Annotated in this window: 15 protein-coding genes; 7 read left to right on the top strand and 8 right to left on the bottom strand. The window is 43.3% G+C overall.

What is annotated here, in order from left to right; translation table 11 throughout:
* Positions 1 to 2 precede the first annotated feature (2 nt).
* From ACLOAU_RS24090 to ACLOAU_RS24075, 4 genes are all read right to left on the bottom strand, one after another.
* Positions 3 to 1,226, bottom strand: coding sequence for an FtsX-like permease family protein (locus tag ACLOAU_RS24090; protein ID WP_427864484.1), 1,224 nt, complete (start codon positions 1,224 to 1,226; stop codon positions 3 to 5).
* 60 nt (positions 1,227 to 1,286) lie between these two features.
* Complete coding sequence (gene rbfA / locus ACLOAU_RS24085; protein WP_427864483.1) at positions 1,287 to 1,658, bottom strand: 30S ribosome-binding factor RbfA; 372 nt, start codon at positions 1,656 to 1,658, stop codon at positions 1,287 to 1,289.
* 161 nt (positions 1,659 to 1,819) lie between these two features.
* On the bottom strand, positions 1,820 to 2,971 hold the full coding sequence (locus tag ACLOAU_RS24080) for a glycerate kinase (protein WP_427864482.1): 1,152 nt from the start codon (positions 2,969 to 2,971) through the stop codon (positions 1,820 to 1,822).
* On the bottom strand, positions 2,961 to 4,313 hold the full coding sequence (locus ACLOAU_RS24075; protein WP_427864481.1) for an alpha-L-fucosidase: 1,353 nt from the start codon (positions 4,311 to 4,313) through the stop codon (positions 2,961 to 2,963). Before ACLOAU_RS24075 ends, ACLOAU_RS24080 begins: the two co-directional genes overlap by 11 nt.
* Positions 4,314 to 4,753: 440 nt before the next feature.
* On the opposite strand from ACLOAU_RS24075, the gene ACLOAU_RS24070 reads away from it, so the two are divergent.
* The 5 genes from ACLOAU_RS24070 to ACLOAU_RS24050 all read left to right on the top strand — a co-directional run bounded on the left by ACLOAU_RS24070 (position 4,754) and on the right by ACLOAU_RS24050 (position 12,948).
* Positions 4,754 to 6,454 carry a hypothetical protein gene (locus ACLOAU_RS24070; RefSeq protein ID WP_427864480.1) on the top strand — a complete coding sequence of 567 codons (1,701 nt, stop codon included), beginning with the start codon at positions 4,754 to 4,756 and terminating at the stop codon, positions 6,452 to 6,454.
* Between the two features lie 102 nt (positions 6,455 to 6,556).
* Entirely contained in the window at positions 6,557 to 9,955 is a 3,399-nt protein-coding gene (mfd, locus tag ACLOAU_RS24065; protein ID WP_427864896.1) for a transcription-repair coupling factor, read from the top strand.
* A 114-nt stretch (positions 9,956 to 10,069) separates the two neighbouring features.
* Positions 10,070 to 10,963: an oxidoreductase gene (locus ACLOAU_RS24060; protein WP_427864479.1), complete on the top strand. Its 894-nt coding sequence runs from the start codon at positions 10,070 to 10,072 to the stop codon at positions 10,961 to 10,963.
* Between the two features lie 75 nt (positions 10,964 to 11,038).
* On the top strand, positions 11,039 to 11,851 hold the full coding sequence (locus tag ACLOAU_RS24055; protein ID WP_427864478.1) for a helix-turn-helix domain-containing protein: 813 nt from the start codon (positions 11,039 to 11,041) through the stop codon (positions 11,849 to 11,851).
* An 86-nt stretch (positions 11,852 to 11,937) separates the two neighbouring features.
* Complete coding sequence (locus tag ACLOAU_RS24050) at positions 11,938 to 12,948, top strand: ion channel (RefSeq protein ID WP_427864477.1); 1,011 nt, start codon at positions 11,938 to 11,940, stop codon at positions 12,946 to 12,948.
* A gap of 87 nt (positions 12,949 to 13,035) precedes the next feature.
* Here ACLOAU_RS24050 and ACLOAU_RS24045 read toward each other — a convergent pair whose 3' ends face one another.
* A complete protein-coding gene (locus tag ACLOAU_RS24045) occupies positions 13,036 to 14,352 on the bottom strand; it encodes a Gfo/Idh/MocA family protein (protein WP_427864476.1) in 1,317 nt (438 codons plus the stop codon).
* Positions 14,353 to 14,455: 103 nt separating this feature from the next.
* On the bottom strand, positions 14,456 to 15,400 hold the full coding sequence (locus tag ACLOAU_RS24040; RefSeq protein WP_427864475.1) for a formylglycine-generating enzyme family protein: 945 nt from the start codon (positions 15,398 to 15,400) through the stop codon (positions 14,456 to 14,458).
* Between the two features lie 96 nt (positions 15,401 to 15,496).
* Between ACLOAU_RS24040 and ACLOAU_RS24035 the strand changes: the two genes are divergently transcribed.
* Positions 15,497 to 16,411, top strand: a complete 915-nt coding sequence (locus ACLOAU_RS24035; RefSeq protein ID WP_427864474.1) for a hydroxypyruvate isomerase family protein — start codon at positions 15,497 to 15,499, stop codon at positions 16,409 to 16,411.
* 223 nt (positions 16,412 to 16,634) lie between these two features.
* Here ACLOAU_RS24035 and ACLOAU_RS24030 read toward each other — a convergent pair whose 3' ends face one another.
* Together ACLOAU_RS24030 and ACLOAU_RS24025 are read right to left on the bottom strand one after the other, a co-directional pair.
* Positions 16,635 to 18,098, bottom strand: a complete 1,464-nt coding sequence (locus ACLOAU_RS24030; protein ID WP_427864473.1) for a peptide MFS transporter — start codon at positions 18,096 to 18,098, stop codon at positions 16,635 to 16,637.
* A 62-nt stretch (positions 18,099 to 18,160) separates the two neighbouring features.
* Positions 18,161 to 19,957, bottom strand: a complete 1,797-nt coding sequence (locus ACLOAU_RS24025) for a peptide MFS transporter (protein WP_427864472.1) — start codon at positions 19,955 to 19,957, stop codon at positions 18,161 to 18,163.
* 158 nt (positions 19,958 to 20,115) lie between these two features.
* Here ACLOAU_RS24025 and purD point away from each other — a divergent pair, with 158 nt between their 5' ends.
* A complete protein-coding gene (gene purD, locus ACLOAU_RS24020) occupies positions 20,116 to 21,393 on the top strand; it encodes a phosphoribosylamine--glycine ligase (RefSeq protein WP_427864471.1) in 1,278 nt (425 codons plus the stop codon).
* Positions 21,394 to 21,421: the final 28 nt, after the last annotated feature.

Raw genomic sequence — 21,421 nt, 5'->3', positions numbered from 1 at the left:
TGTTACTCACTCCTCAAAGAGAATTGTTGTCTCGACGCTTTTACGGCAGGAATCCAGGAAGCCAGGAAGGATACAATCAGAACAGTAGTAGCTACCAATACGAAATCAACCAATCGAAGCTCAACAGGGAAATAGTCGATAAGGAAGGAACCCCCTTCTAATGGTACCAGGTGAAACTGCTGCTGTAATAATACCACTGCCAATGCAATTAACATTCCTATGCCGCCGCCAATAGCTGCCAGTAAAAGTCCCTCGCTCAAAAATATTTTTAATACAAGGTTCTGGTTTGCCCCCAAAGCATTCAAAACGCTAATGTCTTTTCGCTTTTCCAATACCAGCATAGTAAGCGCGCCCACCATATTAAACGCAGCAACAACAAGTATAATGCAAAGGACTGCGTAAAAAATCCAGCGTTCGAGGTTCATGATGGCATAAAGACTTTGGTTTTGCTGGTAACGGTTTTGTATCTTAAATCCTTCTCCAAAAATACCAGATAATTGTTGTCCTACTTTATCTGCTTCCTCGGGGTTATTCACTGCAATCTCTACGCCGCTATATTCGTTGGGATTAAGCTTCATGGCATTTTGCAGGAACCGCAGATCAGTGATGGCGTATTTATTGTCAAAATCCTGTTGTATCATAAAAGAGCCTGCAGTATGAATAGTATCACTACTGATGTCTTCCATTTCATTCAGCTCTTCAGAATTATTTTTACGGGGAACATAGATCGTTAAAGGAAGCACATCGCTACCAGCCCTGACACCTAAAGTGCCTTCGATTCCTACACCCAAAACCAGGAGCGGTTTTTCTGTTGTGCCGATGCCAAATTTACCCGAGTAAATATGCCGGTTAACTGTTGTGGTTGTTTCATAATTATTGTCTACCCCTTTTAAGTGAACGATTGCCTGGTTGTCGCCATTTTGAAGTATTGCTTTTTCTTCCACTACCAATGCAAAGTTCCGGATACCTTTTACGTTCCTCAGTTGTTGTAATTGCTCAGCAGACAGGGTTATTGTTTTCCCTGATGCCGGGCTGATCTTAAGATCGGTATAAAAAGATGCGTACAAAGACTTGACCAGCCCCTCAAACCCGTTAAAGACGCTAAGCACCAGAATAAGCGCAGCCGTGCCCACTACCATTGCTACAATACATATCCATGAAATGATATTGATGGCATTGGTAGACTTTTTTGCTTTAAAATAACGCCACGCAAAAAGGGAATACAATGAATAACAGATTTATAATTTAGAGAAGATTGCTGTATACATACTATCACCGGTTACTTATTACTCACCATTGGCTTTCCGCTCTTCTTCAATTTTCTTGAAAAGCTCTTCCATTTTAAACACATGATCCAAAGTATCATCTGCAAAGAATTTTAATACCGGCATACTGCGTAACTGATGTCTTACCGCAGCGGTTAATTCTTTTTTTATTTCATGATGGCGTTCTTCTACTTTTTTCAATGCTGCATCTTTATCGTTCACCTGGAAAAAACTCAGGTAAAATCTTGCTTCCAGCAGGTCGGGTGTGATTTTTACGGCGGAGATGGATACCATTCCCCCACCAATCATATTTAACCCCAACTTTTGAAAAATAGTATTCATTTCTTCATTCAATAAACCTGCTACCTGCTTTTGTCGCTTACTCTCCTGCATAATCATTCATTTTATAGGTGTAAAAGTAGCTACTTTGTTGGTTTTTGAGAGCAATTCCTGATTTGTTGCAAGGTTTTAACGTATGCGGAGCAAGGGGAATTAAGTTTATTGGGATTTAGCGCGTGAAGACACGCGCAAAGCTGTGGTTGGGTATCTTACGGTTAAACCCAACTTGTTTTGATCAGTTTCCCTATTTGTATTCCCGTCTTTACCAGATTGATCCTGGTATTTTTAAGTGATGTTGCCAGACTTGTTTTCGTCGGATTAATATTGATCAGCTGGTCGAAATAATAAAGCAGCTTCTGGTTGACCGAATCTAACTGCCCACTAACCCCAATCACTTTAATGCTTGCATTTTTCGCTCTCTTTGCTACACCCAAAGGAGCTTTACCTTCCAGTGTTTGCGCGTCCAGCGATCCTTCTCCTGTAATAACAATGTCGGCGCCCTGCAGCAGATTATCAAACCGTATAATATCCAGGAAAAAGTTAGTTCCGTTTACCGCTTTTGCGTTACACAAGGCTGCCAGGGAAGCGGCTATTCCTCCTGCAGCACCGCCATGGGGCAATGAACTCATTTTAATGCCGGATGTTTGATGTACTATTTTATCCAGCCGCTTTTGAGATTTCTCAAGTACACGGATGTTTTCAGCTGTCGCACCTTTTTGAGGGCCAAATATTTTTGCCGCACCATTAGGTCCGAGCAATTTATTTTTTACGTCGCATAGTATTACCAATTCTGTTAGTTGAAGCCGGGCATCCATTCCCGACAGGTCAATATTCTGAAGCTGGGTAAGGTCCTGCGGCAATTTTTGAATTGCTGTGCCCTCACGATCTAAAAATCGAATACCTAAAGCGGTTAACATTCCGGTTCCACCATCTACAGTAGCACTGCCTCCGATGGCCAGCAAAATTCTTTTCACTTTTCTATCCAATGCTTTTTTAATGAGTATACCGGTGCCATAACTGTTAGCCCGCAGGGGATTATATTCTATGGGTTGCAGCAGTTTTAATCCTGAGGCATCCGAGAGTTCTATAATGGCTGTTTGATCGCTGGTATAATAAACAGGAGCAGTAATGGGCCTTCCGAAGGGATCAACCGTTTTATAAATTCGCTTTCGGGCTTTTAAATGCGATGCCAGTATTTTTCCCGTGCCATCACCACCATCGCCTACAGGGCAGCAATTAATAGTGGCCTCAATTCCGGATTGCTTCAGGCCTTCTGCTAATGCTGCTGCCACCTCATCAGCTCCTAGGCTGTTCTTAAAAGCATTGGGTGCTAAAAGTATATTTATTGAATTTGTATTAGAAGGCATCTTTTATTTTGTAAACCCATGCGTGTTGATTGCTCAATTCGCCGGGAGAGGGTGCAGGAGCTGTTATACTTACATTGTTTCCCTGGTGTTTGTAAGTTACTTTTCCTTTAAAGCCCAGCAATGCTACCGACGTAGCTTTTACAGCCGGAATGCTTACCTGTTGTTTCCAATTGGTAAGTATTACATATAGGTCGTTTTCTTTGCGGGTATAGAAAACAGTTTTATCTTTTTGCGTGGGTGCGTCCCGCCATGCAGTGGTGCCATAAATAGCATCGCCGTTGATTTTTAGCCAGTCACCCATGTCTTTTAACCGTTGTTGCATAATCACCGGAATGGTGCCGTCGGAAGCAGGTCCTATATTCAACAACAGGTTACCTCCGCGCGATACCACATCAATCAGCATATGTATCAGTTGTTGGCTGGTTTGATATTGCTCCAGGTTTTCGTTGCGATTGTAGCCAAATGATTCACCAATACCGCGACATTCTTCCCAGGGTCTTTCCAGGCTGGCTTTGCCGCTTCCGTATTCTGTTGTAGTAAATCCGCCATGATTACGGCCTCCGCCCCAGCGGTCATTGGTTACTACTGTTTTTTTCACAGGCGATTCATTATAAAGCCAGCTTAAAAATTCGCGGCTCCGCCAAACAGTGTCACTGTGATCCCATTCGCCGTCGGGCCAGATGATGTCTGGTTGGTAGCGGTTGACCAGGTCTTTTAACTGGGGCAACATGTGTTGATCTACATATTTGTTTACATCCTGCTTGTACAGAGGGTTATACCACTCGTATAATGAATAATAAAAGCCCATATGTAAGCCGGTTTTCTTAACCGCTTCGCTCAAGTCGCCCGCCAGGTCGCGATGAGGGCCGGCATCATAAGCGTTCCAGTTCCACGATTCGCGGCTGGGCCAAAGCGCAAAGCCTTCATGATGCTTGCTGGTTAGTACAACGTATTTAGCACCTGCAGCTTTAAAAAGCTCCGCCCATTGCGCCGGCTCAAATAATTCTGCTTTAAACCGGGTAACAAAATCCTGGTATTTAAAATTCGGTCCATAATTTTTGTTATGAAAATCAACGAACTCTTTGTGTATTTTAAGTTTGGTGTTATTGAGCCGCTCCCAGTACCATTCGGCATAATTACTGCCAAAACCATCGGCATTGGAGTTGGTGGCCCATGCCGGAACACTATACAAGCCCCAGTGAATAAATATTCCGAACTTGGCATCTGTAAACCATTTAGGTATTGGCCTGGATTCCAGCGAGCTCCAGGTAGGCTGATAAGTTTGGGCGGTTATGTCCTGACAGCAAAAAGCCAGGGCCAGCAACGTTATAATTTTTCGCATGAACTAAGTTTAAACAATTTCAGGCCTGTTCCTCAGGCAATGTCCAAACCTACATAAAAAAATGGCCGGTTCTTATCCAACATTAGTTTTTTAATAAGTGCTATGCAAATCTTAAATTTTTTATAAGCTGTTACAAATGGCAGCCGGTTTACGTCTTATTTAAGGGTCATTTACATCTATGATCTTTTAAATCAAAGACAAAATGAAAAAGATTCTCTTTTATCTTTCATTACTGCCATTGATGTACAGTTCTGAAAGGATTAGTATTGATCATATTCTTTGATCGTCAGTAGTTTGTATTTTGCTTTGTATATAAAAAAACGATTTTGGATGTAGTTTTTAGCTGCTCGTGAGTTATTTTTGTATAAGCCCCTCCTTCCCTCATATTGTTTCATTTCCTTCGGTTACGGGGTTATTGCCATATTTAAAACTAGTATAGCATGCAACAACGTAGCTGCACGGGTGCTTATTATGCCTTATTTCTCCTCTCTTTTATCAGTTGGGTAGTTGGCGTCGTCAACTTGGTTTTTTTTCTAAGGGAACCGGTTTTAGCTATTCTATGGCCGGTGAGCCTGGTGTTTGCAATTATGTTAATGTGGTGGATCAGCAGGCAGCAATGGGCGCCCCAACTGGATTTTGTAAGGACTGTTATCTACGGATTAGTGACCATAATTGTATCACTGCTTTGGAGCGCATTTTATTTTGATCTTTCCTGGGACGGACAGTGGTATCACCAGGCGGCTGTATATGCTTTGGCAGACGGATGGAACCCCATTGCAGAGCCACTAAAGACCTTTAGCGAACACAACGACTTATCTATCCGGCATTTTCCCAAGCTGGTCTGGTATTATAGCGCAGCGGTAACGGCCACTTTCGGAACAATGGAATGGGGTAAAAGCATACAGGTTCTGGTTTTCTTCATCGCAACAGCGACTTTTTGGGACGTTTTTCGCGATCTGGGTTTCAGCCCGCGAAGGTCTATAATAGCAGTACTGCTGGTTACCATTTGTCCCGTTGTATGGAGCGAGATGGCTACCTACCTGGTAGATGGGATGTTGTATCTATTTCTGTTGGTGTTTTCGGGAAGTGCGATGGCATGGATCAGAACCCGCAGGAAAATTTATTTAGGACTGATCGTTTTATCGGCTGTTTGGGCAATTAATATGAAGTTTACAGGAGTGGTTTTTATAGGAGTCGCTGCTTTTTTTATTGCTATCTACCTGTTAATAAAGAAGCGCGCGCTTTTTACCCGTTTTGCCGCGCTGATGGTAGCGGCCGTGGTGCTGGCCCTGTTTTTCTTCGGTTTCAACCCTTATGTCACTAACACCGTACAGCGTGGGCATCCATTATATCCTTTAATGGGAACAAAGGTTTATCCCGGTATATATGAGCAAACAGGAAAGGATAGTAACGAAGAGCTGGAAACACCAAAAAATCTTGTGGGCAAGCCAGGATGGTATTCTTTTTTGTACACCAGTTTCAGCCGGCCTGGTAATGCTCCTTATAATGACATAGAAAATGCAGAGCTGCTCTTTCCGTTTTCTTTATCGCTGAAGGACTGGAAAGCCTACGAGTTTCATGAAACCAGGGCTGCTGGGTTTGGCCCGCTTTATGGTATAGCGCTGCTCCTCTCCATAGCGGCCATCTTTTTATTATCTACCCGGTCAGCTAAAAGCATTCGATTGCCGCTGCTATTAAGTTTTGTGTCCATTATTGTTACCTTGTTCTTGAGCAGGCATTTCTGGTGGCCACGATTTTTACCTCAGCTTTGGTTGCTACCCGTTATCCCTGTATTATTTTTATTGTTAAAGGCCCGAAGGCCGGGGCACCGGCTTTTTGCCCTGGGCTGTGCGGTTGTCATAATCATCAACGGGTTGATAGTACTGGCAGTACACATGAGTTGGGAAATAAGGTCGTCGATTCAATTAAGAAGGCAATTAAACCGGCTGGCAGCCTCCGGGCGACCAATAGAAGTATTTTATGGAGCCTTTCAGTATTCGGTAGAACGAAAGCTGAAAAAATTTAATATTCGCTATGAACCTGTAAAAAGGAAAACGCTAAAGAGTACGCCGCATGACACATTGGTGAGCGTAGTACAGAAATATCCCAATGCTGTTTTGTATAGGGTGAAACCGAAATAGACTGATTTTTTGGGATAACATGCCCTTGAATTTACATAAGGCATGCCTATTTTGATGTTTCCACTTGTAAATTTTTAGACTTAATCCTAACTTTGCGCCGTGATGAGCACGGATGTGTTGCAGAATTTTTACGTTGATGATACCCGCTGTTTACAAATAGCGGAAGGGCTTTCTTTGTCCCAACCTTCAGAAACAGCCCTTACAGGCCTTTTTGGTAGCTCCGCTCCTTTTGTATTTGCTGCAGCCGCAGGACATGCTCCCGAATTCAATCATGTGATTGTTTTAAACGAATCGGAAGATGCGGCTTATTTTCATAATACGCTGGAAAACATTACCGGAGCACTGGATATTTTTTATTTTCCGTCCTCCTTTAAAACCAGGAAGAACTACCGGCAGCTAAATGCCTCGCATGTAATGTTGCGAACGGAGGCACTAACCAAGCTGGCTTCCGGTACCGATGCACAGCCCATAAGAAAGAAGATCCTGGTTACTTACCCGGAGGCATTATTCGAAAAGGTTGTCATCTCCAAAACATTATCGGAGAACATTATTCATATAAAAGCTGCTGATACCATTGATATTGGCCAGTTATTATTAAAGCTGGATCAATACGGTTTCGTACGTAGCGATTTTGTGTACGAGCCCGGGCAGTATGCTTTGCGTGGCGGTATTTTCGACATTTACTCTTTTGGAAACGAAAAGCCTTATCGTTTTGAGCTGTTTGGTAACGAGGTAGATTCGATCCGTATTATTGATCCCGAAACTCAGTTGAGTGAGCGGAAGCTCTTATCTGTATCGATTATCCCTAACGTAGATACGCAGTTTGGTTCAGAAGAGAGAGTCTCCCTTTTTGATTTCCTGCCGGCTAATACAGCAATTTGGCTGCAAGACCAGGACTTATGTGTAGAACGGCTGAAAGATAATGAGGAGGAACTGAACTATTTTTTAGAGTTGTACCCCGTAGGTCAGGCTGCGGCCAATAGTGATGATGAAAGGCTTTTGAAAAAAGACCTTTCTCCCGATGACTTTATCAAGGCAGATGACCTGGTTACCTCGTTGAAAGACAGGTCTGTTTTTCATTTCGGTGGAAACACTTATACGGCTAAACAGGAGTTGGAGTTTAATACAAAGTCGCAACCTGCTTTTAACAGGCAATTTGACCTGCTGATCAAGGACCTGAAGGATAAAGAAAAGAAGCAGTATAACGTTTATATTTTTTCTGAGAACTCCAAGCAACTGCAAAGGCTGCAAACCATTTTTGATGACCTGAAAGCAGAGCTGGTTTTTAACCCGGTATCTGTTTCTATTCACCAGGGATTTATTGATGATGATCTGAAGGTAGTGTGCTATACCGATCACGAAATTTTTCAGCGTTACCATAAGTACAGGGTTAAGCAAGCTTACAATAAAAGCAAAGCTATTACATTAAGAACGCTACGTGAGCTACAGCCCGGTGACTATGTAACGCATATCGATCACGGAGTAGGTGTTTATAGCGGCTTGCAAAAAATGGATGTAAACGGTAAGGTGCAGGAGGCGGTGCGATTAATCTATAAAGACAAAGATGTCTTGTATGTTAACATCAACTCCCTTCATAAAATAGCCAAGTATACAGGTAAGGATGGTAGTGTGCCCAAGGTGAATAAGCTGGGTAGTGATGTATGGAACCGTTTGAAGGAAAAGACCAAAGCCAAGGTTAAGGAAATAGCGTTTGATCTGATTAAGCTATACGCTAAACGTAAGGCCCAGCAAGGCTTTGCGCATACGCCTGATAATTATTTGCAGAACGAACTGGAAGCTTCTTTTATATACGAAGACACACCCGATCAAAGCAAGGCAACGGCAGATGTGAAGAAAGACATGGAATCGGCCTCACCTATGGATCGCCTGGTTTGTGGAGATGTGGGTTTTGGTAAAACAGAAATCGCTATTCGCGCGGCTTTTAAAACCTGCGTAGATGGCAAGCAGGCAGCAGTACTGGTTCCTACAACGATTCTCGCTTTTCAGCATTATAAAACTTTCAGCGATCGCTTAAAGGATTTCCCGGTTACGGTGGATTTTATCAATCGCTTTAAAAGCGCGAAAGAGAAAAAGGAAACCCTTGAAAAATTAAAAGCCGGAAAAATTGATATCCTTATCGGTACCCATGGTATTATAGGGAAAGATGTGAAGTTCAAAGACCTGGGTGTACTGATTGTGGATGAAGAGCAGAAGTTTGGTGTAGCGCATAAAGAAAAGATCAAGACCATTCGTACGACAGTTGATTGTTTAACATTGACGGCTACGCCAATACCGCGTACACTGCAATTTTCATTGATGGGTGCAAGGGATTTGAGTATCATCAATACACCGCCACCCAATCGTCAGCCGATACAAACCGAGGTGCAGGTATATAATGAAGATTTTGTGCGTGATGCCGTTTACTTTGAAACCGAGCGGGGTGGACAGGTATTCTTTATTCATAACCGTGTGGCGGGACTGGCTGAAATGGCGGCTCTTATCCAGGGCTTGTGTCCGGATCTTTCCGTTGGTTTTGCGCACGGACAGATGGAGGGCCACCATCTGGAAGAGCGAATTCTTGATTTTATCGATCGAAAATATGATGTATTGGTTTGTACCAATATTGTGGAAAGTGGTGTGGATATACCAAACGTAAATACGATCATTGTTAATAATGCGCATCACTTTGGTTTAAGTGATCTGCACCAGTTACGTGGCCGGGTAGGACGTAGTAATAAAAAAGCATTTTGTTATTTGCTGGCACCGCCTATGAGTACGCTGCCAAGCGATTCGCGTAAGCGCCTGCAAACACTGGAGCAGCATAGTGAACTGGGAAGTGGTTTCCAGATAGCGATGCGTGATCTGGATATACGCGGAGCCGGAAACCTATTGGGCGGCGAGCAAAGTGGCTTTATGGCCGAGATCGGTTTTGAAATGTACCAGAAGATCCTCGATGAATCGATTCGCGAATTAAAACGTACCGAGTTTAAAGATCTTTTTAAAGAAGAGATCAGCAAGCAGGATGATTTTGTACATGACTGTACCATTGATACGGATCTTGAAATTTTGATACCCGACGAGTATGTAGAAAATATCACCGAGCGTTTGTCGTTGTACCAGCGCCTTGATAATTGTGAGAATGACCGGGAGCTTGAAGAAATGCATAATGAACTGGCCGACCGTTTCGGAGCAGTACCCCCGCAGGTAGATGACCTGTTTGAAACTGTCAAATGTCGCAAACTGGCTATAGAATTGGGCTTTGAAAAAATGAGTTTGAAGAGTGAAACGCTTCGTTGCCATTTTATTAACCGTCCAGACTCTCCTTATTTTGAATCTGATATCTTTCAGAAAATTATTGAATACCTGCAGATAAAAACCAACAAAGCCCGGTTGAAGCAAACCGGTAAATTATTCTTATTGATAGCTGATCCTATTCCCTCGATGAAAGAGCTGCATGAGTTTTTAAAAGATATGCATGCTTTTGTATTTAACCATTCATAAAAGCGTAGTTATATAGTTCTCCGACCTGAGCCGTATAGCCAAGTAACTTAGAGCCATACACCCAAGTTGTTTTGATAAGTCTTCAGGAGCTTTGCATCAACAAAATGATACAACATGGAAAAAGTATGGTTTATTACAGGGAGCTCCAGGGGACTGGGCAGAAGCATAACAGAAGCCGTTTTAAAAAGTGGCGATAAGGTAGTAGCAACCGCAAGAAGCAAACAGGATTTGCAGGCATTGGCTGATCAATATCCCGGCCAGGCGTTGCTTTTGTCATTAGACGTAACCGATCAGGCACAGATCTTATCGTCGGTGAGTAAAGCAATAGAATACTTCGGCAGAATTGATGTTTTGGTAAACAATGCAGGTTTTGGCATTACCGGTGCAACCGAGGGATTCACCAATGAGCAGGTAAGCAGCCAGCTGGATGTGAACCTCGTGGCGCCTATTCAGGTGACGCGCGCCGTATTGCCTTATATGAGAAAGCAACGGTCAGGAAGAATATTGCAGATAAGCTCGGTTGGGGGCAGAGTGGGAAATGCGGGGCTGAGTATCTACCAGGCGGCTAAGTTTGGTTTGGCAGGGTTTTCGGAATCGTTAAGTAAAGAAGTGGCTCACCTGGGCATACAGGTAACATCGGTGGAGCCAGGTGGGTTTAGAACAGACTGGGCAGGCGCTTCTATGTCATTTGCTCCCCATATAGAAGGCTATGAGGCTACAGTAGATGCCACCAAAGAATTTTTAAGTTCAGGAAAATTTGTTCCATTGGGCGATCCTGGGAAAGCAGCTCAGGTGATTGTAGAACTGGCCAATCACCCGCACCCTCCGGTGCATTTAATATTGGGTAGTGAGGCTGCAGCTATTTTGCAAAAAGCTGATGCGTTAAGAAAGGCTGAGATGGAGCAATGGCTACCGGTTTCTCTGTCGACGGATCATGATGATTCGGCAAAGTTTTATGAAACGGCAGAAGGAAAGGATTACCTGGCGCTTAAAGGTATTGAGGTTTAAACATGGCTTTATATAGCCACTGTTTGCCCTTGTATTTTAAACAGGTTTAATGACTATCTTGGATAATATTTTGTAATGAAAGAAGAAGGAGATCATTTACGACCCGGTATCTTTTACTCCTGCTATCACCAAATTAGCAGGGATGGAGAACATTTTGTACCCGAGCATACATTAAGTTTTGTTACGGCCGGCTCGATGACGCTGAATGATGGCACCAGGGAATATCCTTCGCGGGAGGGGTATTTGAGATTTATAAGGAGAAACCAGTTACTGAAGTTTATAAAGCATCCACCGGCTCAAGACAGTTTTAAATCAATGAGTATCTACCTTAGCCAGGAAGTATTAAAAGAGTTTAGCCTGACACATGGTATGCATGCCGGTAATAAAATACAGCAACCCGGTATTATCGATCTGGAGAAAAATAAATCGACGGACGGTTATATGGATTCGGTGGTCCACTATCAGGAAGCAGGTTATTTGAATAATGCTTCCCTGGTAAAGGTGAAAATTTATGAAGGTATTTTGCTGTTGCTGCAATTATATCCCGGGTTAAAAGAAGTATTATTCGATTTTACTGACCCGCATAAAATAAACCTGGAGGCATTTATGAATCAGAGTTACCAGTTTAACGTGAAGCTGGATCGCTTTGCTTATTTAACCGGTAGAAGCCTGGCAACTTTTAAAAGGGATTTCGAGAAGATATTTAATACACCCCCACGAAAATGGTTGCAAACAAGAAGACTGCAGCGGGCACATTACCTGATTGTCAACGAGGGTAAAATGGCCTCTGATATTTACCTCGACCTGGGATTTGAAGATCTTACTCATTTTTCGCATGCCTTTAAAAGAGTGTACGGATATTCTCCTAAAAATGCCGCCGGTAATTAATGGTATCAGGCAGTGTTTGCGCGCTGCCTGTTGCTTTTTCATCATTAGACAACAAATGATTAGATTTACTTTTCCAACAGAAAAGTATGGCTAGAACAAAACGACTCCCCCAGGATATTTCTAATACAGGGTATACGGCTAATGCCGGTATGCAGCGAATCATGAACCGGGATGGAAGTTTGAATGTGCAACGAAAGGGGCTTAACTGGTGGCAGCGCAATAGCATTTATCATACCATGATCAGCCTTTCTCCCGGGCGATTTATGCTGGTGGTATTTTTGTTTTATACTTCTACGAATTTGCTTTTTGCTTCTATTTATACATTGCTGGGTATTGATAAATTACAGGGTATTGATCCTGTATCGGGGTTTGGTGAGAAGTTTATGCAGGCTTTTTTCTTCAGCTCCCAAACCCTTACAACGGTAGGGTATGGGCATATCAGTCCCAAGGGAATGGCTGCCAATATTGTTGCATCCTTAGAATCTTTTATCGGCATCATGGCTTTTGCCATTGTAACCGGTTTGTTTTTTGCCCGTTTTGCCCGGCCTCGCGCTTTTTTAAGGTTTAGTGATAATCTTATCATGTCGCCTTTTAAAGAATCGGCGGCTTTTATGTTAAGAGTTATATCCGCGAAAAATATTTCGCTTACCGATGTGCAGGCCGAAGTGACCACCGCCTTTGAAGTGGAGGAGCATGGTAAAAAAACTACCCGCTATTTTCAGCTTCCACTTCAGTTTAGCCGTATTAATTCCCTGGCTTTATCATGGACCGTTGTGCATATCATTGATGATAAAAGTCCTTTTTATGGTTTGAGTCTTGAAGAGATTAAAAAAAGCAACCTTGAAGTTATGATCAATGTAAGAGCTTTCGACGAGCATTATTCTAATACAGTGCAACAGCGAATTTCTTATAAAGGTGATGAGATTTTATACGGCGCCCGGTTTCTTCCGGCTTTTGCTCCTTCAGAAGACGGGAGGTCTACTATATTAAAAGTACAAAAGCTCAATCATCATGAAAAGTTAGAGGAAGCTCATGTAGCTGCTATACTCGAAAAGATCAAATTGGATCAGGGAAAGAATGTTGAAGTAAAAGCCTGATGTGATGGTTAGATATAGTATCATCTAAAAGAAAACCCTCCGCTATTATTTATAACGGAGGGTTTGACATATCTACTAAGTTAATTACTAGAAGTACTTTGTTTTACCCGGTGTAGCTATCGGGTAATTGCCATCCGCATCAGGTACAATAGGCGGTGTAGCGCTAAAGCTATATTCCTGGGGCATTAAACTAATACCGCTATTCAATGCCTTTTCAAAATCGATCACCTGCCCGCTATAAGTAGCCATACGGCCTATGATGCCTGTTAAGGTGCTTTTCGCGCCATGCTCTGCATCGGCAAATTTGTATTCGCCTTTGGCAATAGCGGCAAACAGCTCGTCGTGCTCTGCCTGGTAAGGGTTGTTTTCTCCTTTTTTATCAAATGCAAACAGGGTGTTGCCCTTATTGTCCTTAATAACGGCAGCATCTCCATAAATTCTTCCTTTGGTGCCAATGATCAGTTCATCTACCTTACTCATGGTTCTGGGTATGTGGCGGCACTGGCTGTTCATAATGCTTCCGTCGGCATAATGAAATTCCACGAAATGGTGATCATAGATCTCGCCATATTTTTTATCAGTTCGCACCTGGCGACCTCCCAATCCCTGTGCTTTTACGGGGTAACCACCCTTAAACCAGTTGATCACATCAATATTATGCACATGTTGCTCTACGATATGATCGCCGCAAAGCCAGTTAAAATAATACCAGTTGCGCATCTGGTATTCCATTTCAGTTTGACCGGGCTGGCGTTCTTTTACCCATACGCCATCGTTATTCCACCAGGCCTGGGCAGAAGTGATGTCGCCAATAAGGTCTTTCTTCTTATATAACTCACGATAAGAGTTTTGATATCTTCTTTGCAGGCCTACTACTACATTCAGCTTTTTTTGTTTAGCGATCTCTGCAATATCCAATACTTTTTTAATGCCGGCCGGATCGGTGGCTACCGGCTTCTCCATAAATATATGCTTGTTGTGTTTTACCGCAGCTTCAAAATGGATAGGGCGAAATCCTGGCGTGCTGGTAAGAATTACTACATCGGCCAAAGGAATAGCTTTTTCGTAAGCATCAAAGCCAACAAATTTTCTTTCTTCAGGAACATCCACCCGACTTTTATCAATACCCGATTCGGCCAGGGCACCGGTAATAGATTTATAACAACTGTCGAGACGGTCTTTGAACGCATCGGCCATTGCTACCAGTTGTACATTTTGTTTAGTGCTTAAAGCCTGTATCGCCGCACCGGTACCGCGTCCGCCGCAACCGATAAGTGCCACTTTTATTGTGCCGGCCGAGCCTGAGAAGAAATTGGCATTACTTAAAAATGGTGCAGCCACCAATCCTCCGGTAACCAGGGATGTTTGCTGTACAAATTTTCTGCGCGTTGTTTTATTATCCATTGTTGGTTGTTTTGATATATGTATTTTAAGGTGATTGTTATGTTTTAACTGGAGGAGCTGTATCTTATTATATGCTCACCACTCCTTACTCATCATTGATCACTTACAAGCTCAGATAAGTTTCAAAGAACTTTTCAGCTTCTTCCTTAGTTGGTTGCTTCACCGGGCGCACTAATCTAAATCCAACAAAAGGGGCGTCGGCATTCCACCATTTACTTTTAGGTATTTGCGGATCGCGACGATTCCAGATGAGATCGGAAGCCTCGCGGTTGGCACTGGTTAAAGCACTGGCCGGATCATTGTAGTCGCCACCCCGTACTACCAAAGGGTGTTTGCTGGTGGGCGTATTAACCGGATCTGCTACATTTTTTGCCGATTTAGCATAGGCGTCTGCACTATACTGGTCCAGCACCCATTCCTGTACATTGCCCAGCATATCATAAAGCCCCCAGGCATTGGGTTTTTTCAATCCTGCTTTTTGATACCGGTCGCCGCTGTTGGCTGCATACCATGCATAATTTTTTAACTGGCTGCTGTCGTTACCAAAAGGGTAAAGGGTAGTGGAGCCGGCACGGCAGGCATATTCCCATTCTGCTTCCGTTGGCAGCCGGTAAAAAATGCTTGTTTTCTCATACAGCCATTTACAATACATAATGGCGCCGTGTTGCTTCATGCTGTTGGCAGGAAAACCCCCTTCTTTTCCCATGCCTAATGTCATTTCAATATAAGGGCGTGAGGGCCGGGTGATGGCATCTACATCGCTATTCTCTGCGTAAGTTTCGTCGTTAAGGTAAAGTGCAAATTCGTCATGGGTTACTTCTTTGGCTCCCATCCAAAATGCGCTGAGCGTTACTTCGTGTTCAGGCTGTTCGTCAGCCTGCTTCGATATTTTACTTCCCATTTTAAAGCTGCCGGCCTTAACAGGTACCATTTCAAATTTTACCGGGCTGCCCGGAATAGCTTGTTCATATTTTTCGAACGACTGGTTTTGAGCGTGAAGGGCTGCTGCCATGGCACTGCAAACAGCAATCAATACAATTTTCTGCATGGCTTAAAGATATAGAAATTCGATGAAAACGATTTTGTGCAAACGGTTGTTTAGGTTGGTTAGCGAAGTTTTACTATTTTTCACGAAAAAATAACGATGCAAAGAAGGTCCTTCTTAAAAAACACACTGCTTACCACAGGTTCTTTTGCAGCCGCTACTGCAGCTTTCGGCCAGACTAAAACCAACGTTTCAAAAGGACAGCCGTTTCATTTAGATTATGCGCCACATGACGGCATGTTTGCTACCAGTGGCGGAAAAGATTTTATCGACCAGATCAAATATATGCACGACCTGGGTTTCAGGTCGATTGAAGATAACGGAATGACAGGGCGCTCTACCGAACAGCAAACGAAAATTGGCGAAACACTTGCTAAGCTAGGTATGCGGATGGGAGTTTTTGTGGTGCCTAAGGGCGGGAACGGTGCTAACACCCTGGCGGCAAAAAAGAAAGAGCATGTTGATATTTTCCTGGAGGGTTGCCGTAAGTCGGTGGAAGTAGCCAAGCGTTGTAATGCCAAATGGGTTACAGTGGTGCCTGGTGATTTTGAGAAGAATTTACCATTATCTATACAAACGGCTAACGTTATTGAGGCTTTACGTCGCGGTGCGGAAATATTTGAGCCGCACGGTATTGTAATGGTGCTGGAGCCGTTGAGCGACACACCGGATTTATTCCTGAGGTATTCTACCCAAACCTATGAAATATGTAAGGCTGTAGATAGCCCCAGTTGCAAAATATTATACGATGCCTACCACATGCAAAAGAATGAAGGTAACCTGATCAAGAATATTGAGCTTTGCTGGGATGAGATTCCTTACATACAGGTAGGAGATAACCCGGGGCGCAGAGAACCCTCTACCGGCGAGGTCAACTATAAAAATGTATTTAAGTTCCTGTATGAAAAAGGCTACAAGGGTGTTGTAGGGATGGAACACGGCCTGTCGAAATCAGGCAAAGAGGGAGAAGAGCGATTAGTGCAGGCATACAGGGAAGTGGATAGTTTTGTGTAGGGGGAAGTTGACAAGTTGACTAGTTGATTGGTTGAAAGGGATACCCCTTGTCAACTTATTAACCAGTCAACAGTTTTTCCATCATTCCGGCAAATCATAAACCGATTACTTATTTAGGGTCGTGGAAGTGAACATCGGTGTTCATCGATAAATCAACTGCTTCACCATATTACTCTGTGTGGGTTACTGGCCAACCAATTAGCTTATCAACCAGTCAACCAACTTACTTCACATCCCCCATCCATTTCTTTACCAGTGGTGATAATAGCAGTATCAACGCTCCGGCAATGGCTGACGCTATAGCGATCTCTTTTAATATAGTAGCATAATAAGGAAGAGAGGCAACCGCATTATTTTGTACTGCTTCGGGCACGCTCATCATTTTGCCAATTTTACCGGCCAGAAATTCACCACCGGCGCTTGCAAAAAACCAGATACCCATCATTACAGCTACCATTCTTATCGGTGATAACTTAGTAACCATTGACAGACCGATAGGAGACAGGCAAAGCTCACCCGAGATAATGAACATGTAGCCCATGGCAAAAGCAAACAAACTGATCAGCCCGCTTTCTGCATTTAAACAGGCCAGGTAAAATACCAGGAATCCCGCAGCCATTAACACAAAAGCAAAACCAAATTTTACGGGAGTTGCCGGCTCAAGTTTACGCTTAGCCAGCCAGGTCCATAACCAGGCGAAGAAAAAGCTAAGTATAACTACCCAACCCGGAGGAAGGAAGTTGTTTACCGACAATGCAGGCAGTTCGGTACCCATCACATGCATGTCTACATTACGCATGGCAAACAGGTTAAGCGCTCCGGCATTCTGCTCATAAAAGGCCCAGAACAGGATGGAGAAAATGATCATAAACAATGCAGCGATCAGCTTGTTTCTTGCAGCAGCTTCCATTCGGGAGGCTTCCCATAGCACATAGGATATAGCAACGATACCCAGTACCGCCATAAAATAATCCATGATCTCATAACGGTTAAATAATGCTACCACCACCGGGATGATCAATAAAGAGCCCACATAAATCAGCTGCTCGTTAGTAATGCCTGCTACCCTTTTCTTAAGTGCTGCCAAATTAGGAGGAAGGCCGCGATGCCCTAAAGATTTCTGCCCTATTACAAAAACGATTAACCCTAAAACCATAAAAATGCCGGCTAGCCCAAAGCCATAGTGCCAGTTGATTCTCTGGCCCACATAGCCGCAAAGCAAACCTCCCAGAGCCGCACCAATATTGATACCCATGTAAAAAAGGGAAAAGCCACTATCGCGCCGGGGATCGTTTTCTTCATACAGAGTACCCACCAGGCTTGATATATTGGGTTTGAAAAAGCCGTTGCCGCAAATAATAAAAGCCATACCGTAAAAAAAGCTCCATTCCTGGGGCAGGGCCAATACCAGGTGCCCAATGGTCATTAAAATACCTCCATAGATAACGGCTCTCCGGTATCCCAGGAAGCGATCTGCCAGCATACCTCCCAGCATCGGCATGGTATATACCAGCGCAGAGTAAGCTCCTAATATTCCGTAGGATTTGGGTTCGTCAAATTTTAATTCGGTAACCATGTAGGCGATAAGAAGCGCTTTCATTCCATAAAATGAAAAACGTTCCCACATCTCTGCAAAAAACAACAGATACAGTTGGCGGGGTTGTTTGCCGATAGTTCTTTCAGTCATATAGTACAATTAAAAAAGTCCCAAAACTTGTTTAGGACTTGCTAAATAAAAATAAAGTAAAATTATCTGATACCATGCATGAGTTTTCTGATTACCGGGGTAAGCAGTATAATTAAAACTCCCAGCGCCATAGGTATGAGTGTAAATATCAGGAAGAAAGTCTGCATGTCGTATTTGGCCGTAATCTTATCGATTTCGCCACCAATGCTGCCTGCAAGTTTGTTACCAATAGCTATTGCCAGGTACCAAATACCAAACATAATGCCTATCATTCTGCCAGGAACCAGTTTACTTACATAGGATAAGCCCACAGGTGATATAAAAAGTTCTCCCAAGGTATGGAACAAATAAGCTAACACCAGCCAGATGAGACTTACCTGGGCAACTTTCGCTCCCTGGGGAATCGATGAAGCACCGATAGCCAGAGCAGCAAAGCCGATACCCAGCAGGATCATGCCGATGCCATTTTTTACAGTAGCGGGTGGATTCAGTTTGCTTTCCCATATTTTGGATACCAGCGGAGCCAGGCTGATAATGAACAGTGAGTTCAGAATTCCAAACCAGGTAGCAGGTATTTCTGATTTTTCTTCTGCATATTGCTGGCTAAGCATGTATATTACCAGCCCCCAGATGAGTAAAAAACCAAAAGCCAGTACAATATTGCCCGCGCTATATTTTTTGAAGGTCTGTCCAAATAATTTCGCTAAAACAAAAGAGATGATCAGCATTGGAATGATGGTGATCATCGTGTTGACAATATTGAAAATTACTTTCCCGGTTCCCTCCAATATTCTGTCCGTATAATCTTTTGCAAAAATGGTCATGGATCCGCCGGCTTGTTCAAATGAGGCCCAAAAAAATACCGTAATGAAAGCAAGTACAACAATAGCAATCATACGGTCTCGCAATACAGGCGCATACTGCGTGATCCTTTTTACAAGAATAAATAGAAACAAGGCCAGGGCTATCAAAACAACAAGGTTGCTGCCATCAAGACTGCCCACCGAAAAATTAAAAAGGTTGAAGGAGGTAATTTTAGAAACCGGATCATTGATTACCCAAACCAATCCGATTGCAGATACAATAGTTATAACGATCAGATCGAAAGTAGAAAAAGGATTTTTAGGCGAATTGTCAATGTTTTCCACATTTGTTTTGCTCTCTACCACCTCGCCTTCGGTGCTTTCAGCCACATCGTTTAATCCATCATTTGTTTTAGGTCTCAGGCCAATTTTACCAAAAATTCCCTGGGTGAAATAGAACTGCAACATGCCCACGAGCATGAAAATACCGGCCAATCCAAAACCCCAGCTCCAGCCTACTTTTTCACCTAAATAACCGCATAACAGCATTCCCAGGAAAGCCCCGGAGTTTACGCCCATGTAAAAGATGGTATAAGCGCCATCTTTTTTTTCCGGATGTGACTTATACATTTCAGAAAGGATGGACGTCATATTGGGTTTGAAAAAACCATTACCAAGTACAAGCAATATCAAACCGAGGTATAAAAAGAAGGGGTTGACTTCTACTGCCATTGAGGCATGTCCTAGTGTCATTAAGGTGGCGCCAACTACTACTGCCCATCGGTACCCCAAAATTCGATCAGCAAAATAACCGCCTAAAATAGGGGTGAGGTAAGCCATAGCCGTGTAAGATCCATATAAAGCAAGAGCATGCTCTCTCGGCCATCCCCAGCCCGGGTTATCCCCTATTAATGATGACGTTAAAAAAAGTACCAAAAGCGCTCTCATGCCATAGTAAGAGAACCGCTCCCACATTTCTGTAAAAAATAAAACAAATAATCCCGAAGGGTGGCCTAATACGCGGCTCTTAAAAAAGTCATTTTCGGTTGCTGACATACGAATTAAATTTTATACAAGATCAGTAAATATAGGAATTTAGTTGAATGTGGATACAAAACTGTTATGAGCGGTTATAAGGGAAAAAATTACCCTATTCATTATCACAGCCTTCATAAGAGATTTATTACCTTCACGACCTTTAAAAATAGTGAAAAATGAAAATATTGATATTGGGCGGCGGGGGCAGAGAGCATGCGCTGGCCTGGAACATTAAGGAAAGAGGAAACGGGCAACATGAATTGTTTATAGCTCCTGGTAACCCCGGAACGGCACAATGCGGCACCAATATTAATATAGCAATCACTGATTTTGAAGGTCTGGGGCGATTTTGCCTGGACAATACCATTGATATGGTAATTGCCGGACCTGAGGAGCCGCTGGTAAAGGGCGCATGGGATCATTTTCAGCAGGATGCGCTTAAACACATTCATTTTATAGGACCGTCACAGTTTGGTGCACAATTGGAAGGCAGCAAGGCTTTTGCCAAGGCTTTTATGCAGCGGCATAATATTCCTACCGCTGCTTACCGCGAATTTACTGCCGAACAGTTTGAAGATGGTGTGAATTACCTGCAGCAACATTCTTTACCGATTGTATTAAAGGCAGATGGGTTAGCGGCGGGTAAAGGTGTGGTTATTTGTACCACGCATGCCGATGCGATCATAGAATTTGAAGCCATGCTGGTGCAGGCTAAATTTGGCGATGCCAGTAAAACCGTGGTAGTAGAGCAGTTTCTGGATGGCATAGAGATGAGTGTGTTTATTTTGACGGATGGTAAGGAATATGTGTTATTGCCCGAAGCCAAAGATTATAAGCGCATCGGGGAGAAAGATACCGGTTTGAACACGGGCGGAATGGGCGCTGTTAGTCCCGTACCTTTTGCAGCCGGTGATTTCATGCAAAAAGTAACAACTCAGGTTATTGAGCCAACCGTAAACGGATTGAATAAAGAAGAGATTAACTACACCGGTTTTGTTTTTATCGGTTTAATTAAAGTAAATAATGAGCCATTTGTAATTGAGTATAATTGCCGTATGGGCGATCCGGAAACCGAAGTGGTAATGCCCCGTTTAAAAAACGACCTGGCCGATCTTTGCCTGGCAGCGGCGGAGCATCGGTTGGACGGTATCAGCATTGAAACCGATCCGCGCACCGCAGTAACGGTTGTGGCAGTGAGCGGTGGCTATCCGGGTAGCTTCGAAAAGGGTTATAAAATAGAAGGCTTGTCTGATGTGAGTGGTGACACAATCGTTTTCCAGGCAGGAACTAAAGAGAAAGATGGCCAGATTGTAACCAACGGGGGACGTGTGCTTTGTGCTACTTCTTTTGGATCGAATACTTCCGAAGCGGTTACTCAATCTAAAGGCGCCTTATCAAAAATCAATTTTGACGATATGTACTACCGTAGTGATATTGGTTACGAGTTTGAATAGTTGGTTGAAAGGTTAATAATACATGGCA

Source organism: Paraniabella aurantiaca (genome assembly GCF_050309965.1).
Classification (GTDB): Bacteria; Bacteroidota; Bacteroidia; order Chitinophagales; family Chitinophagaceae; genus Niabella.
This window is presented reverse-complemented; position numbering and strand designations above follow the sequence as displayed.